The following is a 13116-nucleotide window of genomic DNA, read 5'->3' on the forward strand; positions in this document are numbered from 1 at the left end:
GTACAGAAATGAACGCTAGGCTAATCAAAGCCTGGCGTTCTTTTTTTGATAATAATTACCATATAATTGCATGGATTTTATGGATGTGTACAGAAATTGTTCAGTATGGATTGTTAAAATGGTCAAGAGGTCCGATATTTTAGTGACAGAAGACATATTGCAATCGCTTTAGTTCGACTTATTTCCTATCGAATCGTTTTATTGCAGAAGGTACGAGGATGGAAGAAGAAAATGGCTTAAGGGAGATGAAAAGGCTTTGGAAGCAACAAGATCAAGAATTACAAGTCGTAAGAGGAACAAAGGTTTAGGGAGAAAGCTCCTGACATTACTGGTAACGCTCTCCGTACTGATTGGACAGCTTTTCCCAGCACCTTATGCAGCGATTGCTGCAGCGGCAAATACTGGAGCTGCGTTTTTTACCGGTACCGATAACTGGAAAGGCGGGCTTGCTACCAGCACGGCTGATGGTGATATGGACCTGGCAGTAAAAAATGGAGATTCTATTTATCCAATCGAATTTAAAATAGCTGGCGTTAAAAAGCCAACTAAAAGTGCTCATTTGCTAATCCGTGCAAATGATGTAGATGAGTACGATCCGACGAATACAGCGGCTAATGGCGAGTGGGATCGTGTATATATTTCATCTGATCCTTCAGACATTGCACTAGGGGCTGCTACAACAGCTTGGCCAAGTAATTTTAGTTCGGCTGCGTATCAAAAGGAGTTTCCTAAAGAAAAGCTAGTAGGTGCTCTATCTGGACAAAATGAGACATGGAATACGACAACATTTGAAATAAAGGAAGATCAATGGGATGAAATCGTTGACGGTCAAGATTTATTCGTCGGCATTTCTGTCCACCATCATCTTCTAGCTGCTAGTTCGTTCAATTCTGGCTGGGTGACCACCATTGATTGGGGACAGCTTGTCATTGATGGAGGTCCGAAGACAGCAGCGGAAATTACCAAGGCAGGTGTAACCATTGAAACGAATAAGGTGACACTTGCTACAGAGTTTATACCAAAAATAAACGGGAATTTCCGTATGGAAGTTAGTGTTACTCAGGAAACGAAATATGGCACTGAAATTGTGGAACAAAACGTAGGTTTATCTGAGAAATTATTCTCGAACGCTAAGCTAGGAGAAAGTCAGCCTTGGAGCAACGTTGCATTTACCGTTCCTGGCGCAAGTACAAGCAAAGAATACAAGGTGAATTACATATTGTTTGACAATGCCACAGGTATTGCACAGCATATTTACTCGCTGTCCTCCCTTGATCCAGAAGTGAAGGATATCGCGAAAGCAGGAGCACAATACGTGCCAACGAATTTCTCGGCATCAGATTTTAGTAGCAAATATAATAACTTGGCGGGTACTGCTCAACCGGAAAAGCTCAATAAGGTGAAAATCACCACTCTTCCAACTGGAGGAAAGCTTCAATTGGATGGAGAAGATGTTGCAATTGGAGCAGAGATTCTTAAAGCAGACCTGGATAAATTGGCCTTCGTTCCAGATGCATCGGGGATCACGGGTGCAGTCTCATTCAAATGGAATGGCTATGATGGCGAGCAATATGCAGCTATTGACGCTACAGTAGCCATCACGGCAAATGCAGCTCCTGTAGTGACTGAGATTACGAAGCAATTGAATCAAGGATCAACTCTGATGTTTGCTCCAGCTGATTTCAAGAGTCATTACACAGATGCAACGCTTCCGAATGAGGAACTAAGCAAAATAAAAATTATTTCATTGCCAGCAGCTAATTTAGGTAAGCTCTGGTATAAAGACGGCGCGAATCCAGCAGAGGAGGTTGCGGTTGGTACTGAAATTAACTCCGCTGACCTGGGCAAGCTAAGCTTTATTCCTAACGGGAATGCGGTTGGTGCAGCAGCCTTCGAATGGAATGCGTCAGACGGCAAGCAGTATGCGAAGGACAATGAAAAGGTGAAGATCGCGATCAATGCTGCACCGATCGTGAAAAACATCGCTATTGCCGACATTGCTGGCGAATCGATTTCATTTAAAGCGGTCGATTTCGCTAATGCTGCTGCTTATGCTGATGCAGAAAATGATGCCTTAACGCAGGTGCGGATCACGCTGCCGGCAGGTTTTGCTAGTAAAGGCAAGCTGAAGTACACAGACGGAACAACAGAGAAAGAGGTAGCTCAGAATACACCTGCAATTCTCAATCTAACGATGCTGAATACGCTGAAATTTGAGCCGGCAGCAAGTTTGGCAGAAAACAGCACGGTTGTGTTTAATTGGGAAGCGTATGACGGTAATCAATATTCATTAGCCCCAGCGCAGGTGAGCATTACCTACACGAATGATCCTGTCGTTGGCAACATCGCCAAAACGGGTCTTCAATACGAAACAACCAGCTTTACGGCTGACGAGTTTAAAAATCGTTATTCGAAACAAAACGGTGATGCGGACGCAGGCGGATTGAAGAACGTTAAGATCATTACGCTTCCGAATGCTGAGCAAGGTGTATTATTGTTGAATGAATCACCAGTGGCTACTGGCGACCTCATTGCCATCGCTGACATTGCGGAGCTGACATTTGTACCGGCTTCAAGCGGTTTCACGGGAATTGCTAATTTTTATTGGAACGGCGAAAATGCAGATGGTAAATTCGCAGCGCTTAATGCTGCAGTTACGATTACAGCAAATGCAGCTCCAAATGTAGGGCCGATTAATAAATCCATCCTAAAAGGTGAGTCGCTTTCATTCGGAGCTGCTGATTTTACGACCCCTTACAGTGACACGAATGAAGAAAATCTGGATAAGGTGAAGCTAGTTACGCTTCCAGATCCGAACAAAGGCAAGCTTGTTCTTCAGAATGGTCCGGGTGCGGCAATTGAAATTACAACGGCCGGATTCGAAATGGATGTAGAAGACTTATCCAATTTGAAGTTTATCCCTGCATCTGGTGCTACTGGTGTTGTGACATTTGATTGGAATGGATCAGATGGCAATCAATATGCAAAGGATAACAAAACAGTAACGATTAACATCAATACACCGCCAGTTGTTGGAGACATAGACAAGACTGGATTGTCAGGAGCGGTTATTGATTTCAAAGCTTCTGATTTTACAGAATCACCTCGTTATACTGATGCGGATAAAGATCTGTTAAGTTCAGTGTCCATTACTCTTCCAGAAAACTTTAACGATATCGGTAAGCTATGGTATACATCTACGGTAGGAGAATCCGTATATGTAACGCCGCTCACTACAGCTATCATTGCTAAAGATCGTTTGGACAGCCTGAAATTTATGCCTTCAGCTTCATTGACGGAAGGCAGTGCGGTTACTTTCGATTGGAAAGCAAGCGACGGCAAGCAATTCTCTGAAGCTCCTGCTGCGATTTATATCGACTATAATGGTAGACCGGTTGCAGAGCCTATCGTTGTAAACGTAGTGGAGGGCTCAACGGAAATTATTATTACTTTAAAAGGGCTCGATCCAGAAACGGTTACTGGTATTGTATATGGCCTGGACAGTAATCCGAGCAAAGGCACCATTCGTCCGGCGGACGATGATGTTTCGGGTGATACATGGATCTATACGCCAGGACCTGAATTTATTTCTGGTCAAGATAGCTTCACATATAGTGTATCGGATAGTAAAGGCCAGACAAGCAAAATACCAGCAACGGTAACGATTAATATTCATAGAGCATTAGACGGCTGGGCAGGCGACAAGGCTCAAGGTGAATCTGAGATCCTGAATATTATTCCAGGAGAACAGCTGAAGCTCTCCGCGGTAAGTACTTTGCTAGCTGAAAAGGTAACAGCAAATGTAAATGGTGCAATTGTCGAGTTAACGCTTGCAAACCAAGCTACCTTTGCTGCCGATGGCTACAAGTTATGGGAAAATTCAACGTACCTTCTGCCAACGGAGACACTTCCTAATCCATACATGGTTACTTACCATGCAGAAGATATTTTGGGTGCGTCGTTACCATCAGAGTGGTTGAACAGATTGACAGACAACTACTTTACTGTGGTGAAGGCAGATCTTACTCTAACAGCTAATCCGGATAAAATTCTGGGCGATGGCAAATCGACTACCGATCTTTCTGCGATGATTAAAAATGCAGACGGGACTCCAATTGCGGGTGTTACGGTTGTATTTACAGCTCCTGTAGGTAAAGGTCAGTTTGTGGGGCCGAATACGGCAGTCACTGACGCACAGGGCATTGCGACTGTGACTTACAAATCAGAACAAATTACAGGTGTGGCTGAGCAATTTATACCCGTTCAAGCCAATGTTTACGACAAGGAGCGCGGCTTGAAATCACAGGAAGAAGTCATTATTACTTTCTTGCCTGCAGCAGTTAAAGGGTTCATTACGAAAGGCGAGTCGAATACACCTGTCGCTGGAGCGAGCATCAGAGTAACACTTGATCTTAATGCAGACGGCATTATAGATTCCAATGACTTTGATGAAACAGTCGTGACGGATGCAAGCGGTGCGTATTACGTCATTGTACCGAAGGGCGATGTCTCTTATAATTTGGAGGTTTCGCAGATCGTTGATGTAGGCGGCGTTCCTACGCCAATTGTCTATAATCAAAAAGCTCAGGTCGGTGAGGTTACAGGCACAGGAGAAGAAAACTTTGACTCCGAGAAAACGGTAACCGGCATCGTGCTGCTTAAGCAGCCGGATGGTGAAACCTCTTTGTTTAGCGGAGCAATGCTGGCTAGTACGGTTCTTTATTTGAAGAACGCCGATGGCAGCTACGTAACAGAAGGCGGAGCACCAAAAGTATTTAACTTATCTGGATCAGGCGTATTTAATGCGGAAGGTCTAGCCATAGGCGATTATGAGCTGGAGATCAATTATGAGATCGAGCCGGGTAAGTTTATTGCGTTTGGCCATGCTGCGGTAAGTGTAACAGCTTCGGGGGAAATGAATATTACTGAAGCGCTGGTCGATCCATATGGAACGATTACAGATGCGAACACAAAAGCGGTCATTAAAGATGCTAAGGTTGTACTTCATTATGCGAATACACCACGGAACATAGCTAAAAGCATTGCAGCCAATGGCGAGGTAAGCTTGCCTGCATTGGTAGGATTTGCGCCAAATGATAATGCAAGTCCGGTGCAGCTCACGGATGAGCATGGATTTTATGCTTACATGGTATATCCTGAAACCGATTATTATCTGGTAGTAACGAAGCCTGGATACAATACTTATATTAGTCCGAATCTTGCTGTAGAATGGGAAATTGTAAGGCATGATTTGGAGCTGACTCCCGTATCATCGGCATCAGTGATCCCGACACTTTCTATTTCGGTAGATAAGAACCAAGTAAAAGAAGGCAGCAAGTCTATCATTTCCATTGATTACCGCAATGTATCCAATACTACAATTGCTGAAGGGGAAATAAAGGTAACGATACCTGCTGGAGCTGCAATTGTGGATACAGCTGGCGGTACGGCAACAGGCAACACAATTGTATGGAAAGTAACAAATCTGCTTGGAGGACAAACGGGAAGCTATAAAGTGGTTGTCGAATGGCCGCTTATGCAAAAGGCAGATACAGCTTTTGATATTCTAGGCGAGTTTATTACAAAGAGTGAAACAATCAAATCATCTGTAAAAGTTAATGTGTTCTCCGATCGCTTCGGTGAGCTGTTGCATAATCGTTATATTCTGGGTTATCCAGATAAAGAGTTTAAGGCTGAGGGATCTTTAACTCGTGCTGAGCTTGCGGCGATTGTAGCTAGGCTTACTGAGAATGAGGATATTAACTATTCCTTGTCATTTAATGATATTCGCACAGGTCACTGGGCAACGAATTACATTAAAATTGCGATGAAGCATGACTATTTCAGCGGCTATGAGGATGGAACATTCCGTCCAGATGCAGCAGTGACAAGAGGAGAGCTTGCAGCTGTAATGGCACGGTTCCTGAAGCTTGGAATTAGCAAGCCTACGTCCGTGCATTTCACGGATACGACTGGTTACTGGGGAGCCGATACACTAGAAGCATTGTATAGTGGCAAGTTTTTGAGCGGTTATCCAGATGGCAGCTTTAAGCCGAAAAATGCAATTAAACGTGTAGAGGCTGTGACTATGATCAATCATATGGTTTATCGAGGTCCTTTGAAAGGTCTTGCTCCATTGTTCCCTGACATGCCTGAAAGCCACTGGGGCTTCGGAGATGTGCAGGAAGCAACGATTTCCCATAAAGCTGAGCGTAATGAGGATGGAAGCGAAACCTGGATTGAAACGATCAGCGATGATGTACAATAAAAACGAGAAGCATAAACGTTTGTTTCTGTCATTGGCGGCAGTGCCAACGCTTATACGCTCGGTATAATGTTACAAGATGAAGGGCAGCCTTTCCTGGTCAATGACTTGGAAAGGCTGCCCTTTTTTTACATAGTGAAAACCGAAACCTTATCAAATAAACCCCACTATATAAGATGAACTAATGAAAAATGAAGCGGCTATTCTCCCCATTTGAGGCAGCTGCGACAAGCATCAATATGAAGCTGAAATGCATCGCAAAACCCTTCTGCCTAGCATCTATACCTCTTTGCGGTTAAAGTAAAGCAGCCCTGCAGCGAGAAACAGAACAAAGCTGCCCAGCACGGTAATAAGTACGTTCTCCAGCGGCAGCGCGAAAGCACCGAAGTCTTCGCCGCTGAAGCTTAGCATGGCCAGCATAGGCTGCGCCCACGGATAAAACGGCGCGAACCTCTCGGAGTTGACGATGAGTATGTTCGGGATGGTGAGCATCACATTAATGACGAGCGGTGCGGCAAAGCTGCTCCAGCTTACGGAAACAAGCAGCTGCAGCGCGGCAAGCGGCAGGCAGGCAAGCCAGCCGCTGCCAATTCCGGTAAGCAGCGTTTCCCAAGGCAAGCTGCCGGCATAGCCATGATAGGCTGCAGCTGTACATACAGCAGCGAGGAATAGCAGCTGGGTGAGCGCTAGTACCGAAGCAACGATGCTGAACTTGGCAAAGTAGAGGCCGCTTCTTGATACGGGAAGTGTAAGCAGCTGCTTCCAACCTCCGCCGACATGCTCATATCGACAAACGAACGCAGAGAGAATGCCGGCCAGAATCGGCAGAAAGAGCATCGCATGAAAGGATGCCATCGAGGATACGAGCAGTGCGTATTTCTCTTGGTCGTTGGTCAAGCCAAGCGAATCGGGCGAGACGAGGATGCCGATCGCAAGCGATAGAAGTGGACTAATCAGAGCGAGCACCCAAATGTACGACTTAGACAGCTTTAATCGCTCCGCTGCGATTAAACGGAAGAAGCTAGCCATCTTAGCTCACATCCTTTCGAATGAAATGAAAGGTGCCGAGCAGACAGATGACTACGCCGAACAGGAAGCCTGCCCCGACGAACAGCTCCTGCTGCGGTCCGGCAAAGCTGAACATGGGCCAGTTGATGGGCAGCCACTTCGACCATGTGCTGGAAATAAGCCCGGTGAAGACCGAGCTGATTGCAATCAGCACGCCTAGCGTAATGGGAATGGCTTGATTTTTCATATTGATGCAAAGCCATAGGAATAGGGCAAGAGCCGGAAGCGAGGCGAAGAAAGGCAGGAAGCAAAGCTTGAGAATTTCTCCAACCGGCATGTCAGCAAGCTCGAATCGCAAAGAAAAACCAAGTATGACCGTGCCTGCTGCAAGCACCATACAGGATATCGTCAGCAAAATAACGCTCAGCGCAAATTTGGAGCGGAACACGGCGCCTCTGGAAATCGGCAGCGCCAGAAGCTGCTTCCACGCATTCGTGCTATGCTCGATATGGGATAGGAGTGAGGGGATGAGGGTCACCCCAAGAAAAAGCGAGATCGGCACGAACATTTGGATATCGACGAGCAGCGCTTCCCACAGCCTTCCTGCATATTTTTGCGTTAAATAGTCGTAACGAAGTCCGTAGTTGACCRCCTGCATGGCGATTAAGCCAATTGGGCCGATAAAGATTAGGAACCACATTCCTTTGCCGCGTATTTTCAAGAAATCAGACGAAAGCGCCTTGAGCATCATGACGACTTGACCTCCCCAACGATCTGGAGGAAAAGCTCCTCAAGCGACTTCCTCATTTCCTCGACTCGGTAGATCGCATGGTCATGCTCGACCAAGCTTTTCACAATTCGGGCTACCGCATGATCACCAGAGTTGGCAAGCAGCAGGGCGTCGCCTTTTTTCTTGGCCTCAATGCCTTGCTGCAGCAGCGTTGCGAGCGCCTGCTCCGGCTCGGAGACCATTAGCGACATGCTGCCCTGTGCCTGCTGATGCAGATGGGCAATCGTATCTTGGAATACGAGTTCTCCTTGTCGGATAATCCCGACTGTGCCTGCCGTCAGCTCTACCTCGCTCAGAAGATGGCTGGATATGAGAACCGTGATGCCATGCTGCTTCGGCATTTGCTTGATTAGCTCGCGAATTTCGAGAATACCGGACGGATCGAGTCCGTTAGTCGGCTCGTCGAGCAGCAGCAGCTCGGGATTGCCAAGCAGCGCGCTTGCAATGCCAAGCCGCTGCTTCATGCCCAGCGAGAAGCCCTTCACCGGTCGCCTTGCTTCTTTGGACAGTCCAACGATATCGAGCACTTCTGCGATTCTCGCAGCGGGAGCGCCGAGTATGCGCCGAATGGCCTCGAGATTGTCGGTAGCGCTTAAGTGCCCGTAATACGAAGGATATTCCACCAGCGAGCCGACCCGCCTCAGAATCGAGAGCTTTTCCTTGTTCAATGGCTGGCCAAAAATATGAACGGAGCCGTTCGATGGCTTAATCAAGCCGAGCAGCATGCGGATCGTCGTCGTTTTTCCAGCTCCGTTCGGTCCGAGAAATCCATAGATATCCCCTTTTTCGATTTTCAAATTCAAATTGGAAACAGCGTAACGTCCTTTGTAACGTTTGCTGAGTCCTTTCGTTTCTATTACCCATTCCTTCACGTTGATCACCTCTTCATCAACAGTAACGGTTGAAGGTTAAACGAAGGGCTCCCCAAGTTTAAAATGGGTTTAAATTTTTAACTCAGGCTGGGTGATCAGGCGGTATTTGTTTTATGAACGACTACCCCTCCGCTAATTGAATGTAATGATGAAAGCTAAATATCCTATGTCCTTTATAGCTCGAAAATGTAGAAAGCCATTCCCTCGTCGCTGCTCGCCATATGCCAGCCAAGCTTCATCTCATGCAGCAAATATTCAACAATTGCGAGCCCTAGACCTGCTCCCTTGCTTGCAGAATGAGCGGCGAGACCGTTCCCGCGATCGCGGATGACTAGGGCAGACCTCCCGTCATACGTTTCCATGCGTATTCCAATATAGCTGCCATTCTTCGCGTGCCTAGTGACATTTTGGAATAAGTTATCGAGCACGCGGCGGAACCCTGCCTTATCGAGCGAAAGCGGCAGGGCTTCCTCAGGCAAATTGATATCGGCCGCGATGCCTTCTTGTTCCCATAACGGGTACCAAGAAGCGACGCTTTCCCTTACGATACGCAGCAAATCCAGGCGCTCCAGCTTAATCGGATACCGTCCGCTGGTCATGAGGGTGTAGGAGAGCAGGTTTTCAATCAGGCTATCCAGGCTGCCGATCTTTTGCTCTACCTGCTTGACCGCGGCTTGCGCATTCTCGCTTAACGGCTCTTTCTGCAGCGTATAAAGCTGGCTGTTCATGACCGTTAAGGGGGTCCTCAAGTCATGCGATAAGCTGGCAATCAGCTGTTTGCGCAGCTCCGCTTCCGCTCGTTCGCGCTCCGCGCTTTCCTTGAGCTGCTCGACCATGCAGTTGAAGGCAGTCTCCAATTGCCCAATTTCATCATTCCTGCTTATCGCAATGGGCTGAGGCAGACCATTCTCGCCTTGGAGTGCCATCGCTGCTTGCAGTCCAATTAGGCGTTTGCGAATGTGACGGAAGAAGAGCAAGGAAATCAGAAAGAATAAGGATATCATGCCAATTAGAGCTGCAATATAGAAAGGCGTTCCTGCTCCAACCGGCCGATCAAGCTGGATGATGGAGCGAGGCATCTGCATGACCATGAAGGCACTTCCATTATGCTCTGCACCGAGAAAAGAAACGATCGTAAATGGATCGCTGTCGATGCTGTCCTTCATGAAACGCACGGCATCAGCCGGTGACCATCGTTCCGGATGGAGGCTTTGAGGTGGAAGCTGAAGCTTTGTTGCGCCGGAGGAATCGACCCAGAACAAAGAAGCTTCCGCATATTTCTGCTTAAGCTCCTGCAGCCTGCGGTCTACCTCAGCAGCATCTGTTTCTTGCAGCTGTGCGGCCTCCCCGTGCCACATGGCTGTTAATTCACGGCTGCTGCCGTATTTCAGAAAGTCATCATCAGCATGCTTGCTATTTTCTTGAATAATCACGTAGCCGATGGAGGCGAGCGGGAAGACGATCGGAATAAACAAAAAAGCAATAATGACGATTAACAGATAACGGGACAGCAGCGTTTGGCGAAACCGCATGCTCCTTGTTCGCAGATTGGGCTTTTTCATGCACGGACCCGATAGCCAATGCCGCGCACCGTCTCGATAATTTCTGGCGAAGCGGGGTCGCGCTCGATCTTCTCCCGCAGGTAGCGGATATGGACCATCAGCGTCTTGTCTCCATCGATATAGGCTTCACCCCATACGGCCTCATAAATTTGTTCCTTCGTTAAGATTTGACCAAGGTGGCGAAGCAAATAGCCGAAAATATGAAATTGCTTGCCAGTCAACGTAATCTCTTCCCCGGTATCCCGGTTTTCGATCCGATTCTGCTGCTCATGTACGAGTAAATGCTTGATGGCTAGCGGTTCTGCCGTACGCGCTCCGGAACGACGCAGCAGCACCTCGATGCGAGCGATTAGTTCATCGGGATGAAAAGGCTTGGTCAAATAATCGTCGGCAAACTGCAAGCCCTGCAGTTTGTCGTCAATTGATGTACGTGCCGATAACATTAGAATAGGAAGATCAGGCGATGCTTTTTTCAACCGCTGCCCGATTGTGAAGCCATCGAGCCCTGGCAGCATGACATCTAGAATAACGAGCCTGCAGCCAGCAGCAGATTCGAGCGCATGCTCGCCGCTTCGCTGCCAATTGACGGAGTAGCCTTGCTCCAGCAGATGCTCGTTAACGAAACGCCCGATTTCGAGATCATCCTCGATATATAGAATGGATGCAGTCATAGTCATATGTAGGGTAGTCCTCTCCGATTTGAATTGGGAATCTGTCCTATTATTATACATAAGCGGCGGACATTGAATATCCATATTCCGATCGAATGGAGATGAAACCAGGATTGTACAGCCGGTGATAGCAAAAAAGGCTTAACGAGAAACCCCTCGTTAAGCCTTCTTTTCAACTTATTCCGTTCATCAGCTGCCGCCTGAAGGTTCCTTGGCAGGTGCCGGCTCTTTCGGTTTCTTGGCTTTCTCCCATCGGAAGATACCGTTCAAGCCTTTGAAAACAAGCTTTGACTCCTTCGTTAGCAGCGGCCCTAATATCGCCAGAATGAGCACGTATAATGCCGCGAAAGGCTGCAGCAGTTCTAGCAAGCCGCCGGCTTTGCCCAGGTTCGCCATAATAATGGAGAATTCTCCGCGTGATACGATCGTTAGGCCGATATTTGCGGATGCTTTAGGCGATAATCCTGCGCTTTTGCCTGCAAGCATGCCCGCTAAAAAATTGCCGAACAACGTAACGCCAACCGCGGCTAGCGACAGCCATACCGCGCCGCCAAGGGCAAATGGGTCAATCGTCAAGCCGAAGCTGAAGAAGAATAGCGCTCCGAAGAAATCACGGAAAGGCAGAATCAGATGCTCGATCCGCTTCATATGGACCGTCTCCGCGAGGACCAACCCGACCAATAGCGCGCCAATCGCTTCAGCAACATGAATGGTTTCCGAGAAGCCTGCCACGAGGAACAGGATACCGAATACGAGCAGCAGGAACAGCTCATTCGACCGGATGTTAAGCAGCTTATTGAGCAGCGGGGCTGCTTTGCGGCCTATGATCAAGAAGAGAAGCATAAATCCGAGTGCGTAAGAAGCGGACAGAAGCACGCCTCCGAGCGATGAAGAATCGCTGAGCACAAGTCCTGAAAGTACAGAAATATAAACGGCTAGGAAAATGTCCTCGAACATGATGATCCCGAGAATCATCTCCGTTTCCGGATTCGCAGTCCGTTTCAAATCAACAAGAACCTTCGCTACGATCGCGCTTGAGGATATCGTCGTAATACCTGCAATAACCATCGTTTCCTCGATGGGGAAGTCATTGACCCAGCCGAACAGCAAGCCGAGCGAGAAGTTGATTAGAATATAAATAGTTCCGCCAATCGCAATAGAGCGACCCGATTTCATTAATCGACCCACAGAAAACTCCAGACCTAAATAGAACAGGAGGAACAGCACGCCTAGCCGCCCCATGAATTCAATTAGTTCTGCACTATGAATAAACCTAAAGTCCAATATGCCTACGTGTGGCGCATGCGGACCTACGGCCATGCCGATCAAAATGTAAAACGGGATGACGGAAAACCGAATTTTTGCAGCTAATAGCCCGACTAAGGCAATAAGAATAACGGCAAGACCGATCTCCAGCACCATGTGATCCATAATTAACGGCTCCCGTTTTGCAGCATGAGCTTAAGAAGCTTCAGATGCTGGCGTTCACCTGCGACAATAAGTGTGGTATCCGCTTTGAAGACATAGTCGGGGCCTGGATTAATATGCTTGGATTCCTTCTCGACGGCAGCGATAATGGTCGCTCCAGTCGTTTGGCGAATGTCGGCGTCACCGATGGTTCTGCCAATGCATGCCGCGTTTGGTTCGATTTTGTACCATTCTATCGTTAAATCATCCAGCGCGACTTCAATCGTTTCGAGTGCTTTGGGTTTATAGGTCATACCGCCAACGATAGCAGCTACCTGACGAGCTTCCTCATCTTCAAGGGTAACCATAGAAATGCTATCATCCGGGTCGTCGTATTCGAAGTGGTATAATTCGCGGCGTCCGTCATCGTGAATGATAATGACAAACTTGTCGCCGCTTCTCGTCATAATTTGGTATTTGCGCCCAATGCCGGGCAGGTCGGATTCTCTAATATTCATGGTGTGTGCCTCCTCATTTGTTG

8 protein-coding genes are annotated in these 13116 nt (G+C 47.6%); 1 reads left to right on the forward strand and 7 read right to left on the reverse strand.

The window, feature by feature from the left end:
• Nucleotides 1–256: 256 nt before the first annotated feature.
• Nucleotides 257–6268, forward strand: coding sequence for an S-layer homology domain-containing protein (locus AB4Z29_RS22900; RefSeq protein ID WP_441945299.1), 6012 nt, complete (start codon nucleotides 257–259; stop codon nucleotides 6266–6268).
• 276 nt (nucleotides 6269–6544) lie between these two features.
• Here the strand turns inward: AB4Z29_RS22900 and AB4Z29_RS22905 are convergent, their stop codons facing one another.
• The 7 genes from AB4Z29_RS22905 to AB4Z29_RS22935 form a co-directional block, all read right to left on the reverse strand.
• Entirely contained in the window at nucleotides 6545–7294 is a 750-nt protein-coding gene (locus AB4Z29_RS22905; RefSeq protein WP_441945300.1) for an ABC transporter permease, read from the reverse strand.
• 1 nt (nucleotide 7295) lies between these two features.
• Complete coding sequence (locus AB4Z29_RS22910; protein WP_441945301.1) at nucleotides 7296–8024, reverse strand: ABC transporter permease; 729 nt, start codon at nucleotides 8022–8024, stop codon at nucleotides 7296–7298.
• Nucleotides 8021–8935 (reverse strand): ATP-binding cassette domain-containing protein, encoded by a 915-nt coding sequence (locus tag AB4Z29_RS22915; RefSeq protein ID WP_441945302.1) that lies wholly within the window; start codon nucleotides 8933–8935, stop codon nucleotides 8021–8023. The genes AB4Z29_RS22910 and AB4Z29_RS22915 overlap by 4 nt, the downstream gene beginning before the upstream one ends.
• A gap of 173 nt (nucleotides 8936–9108) precedes the next feature.
• A complete protein-coding gene (locus tag AB4Z29_RS22920; RefSeq protein WP_441945303.1) occupies nucleotides 9109–10467 on the reverse strand; it encodes a HAMP domain-containing sensor histidine kinase in 1359 nt (452 codons plus the stop codon).
• Nucleotides 10468–10493: 26 nt separating this feature from the next.
• Nucleotides 10494–11168, reverse strand: coding sequence for a response regulator transcription factor (locus AB4Z29_RS22925; protein ID WP_441945361.1), 675 nt, complete (start codon nucleotides 11166–11168; stop codon nucleotides 10494–10496).
• 189 nt (nucleotides 11169–11357) lie between these two features.
• Entirely contained in the window at nucleotides 11358–12599 is a 1242-nt protein-coding gene (locus tag AB4Z29_RS22930; RefSeq protein ID WP_441945304.1) for a cation:proton antiporter, read from the reverse strand.
• A 2-nt stretch (nucleotides 12600–12601) separates the two neighbouring features.
• On the reverse strand, nucleotides 12602–13093 hold the full coding sequence (locus tag AB4Z29_RS22935) for a cation:proton antiporter regulatory subunit (RefSeq protein WP_183564684.1): 492 nt from the start codon (nucleotides 13091–13093) through the stop codon (nucleotides 12602–12604).
• Nucleotides 13094–13116: the final 23 nt, after the last annotated feature.

The organism is Paenibacillus sp. 2TAB23 (assembly GCF_052115165.1).
In the GTDB taxonomy this organism is placed as follows: domain Bacteria; phylum Bacillota; class Bacilli; order Paenibacillales; family Paenibacillaceae; genus Pristimantibacillus.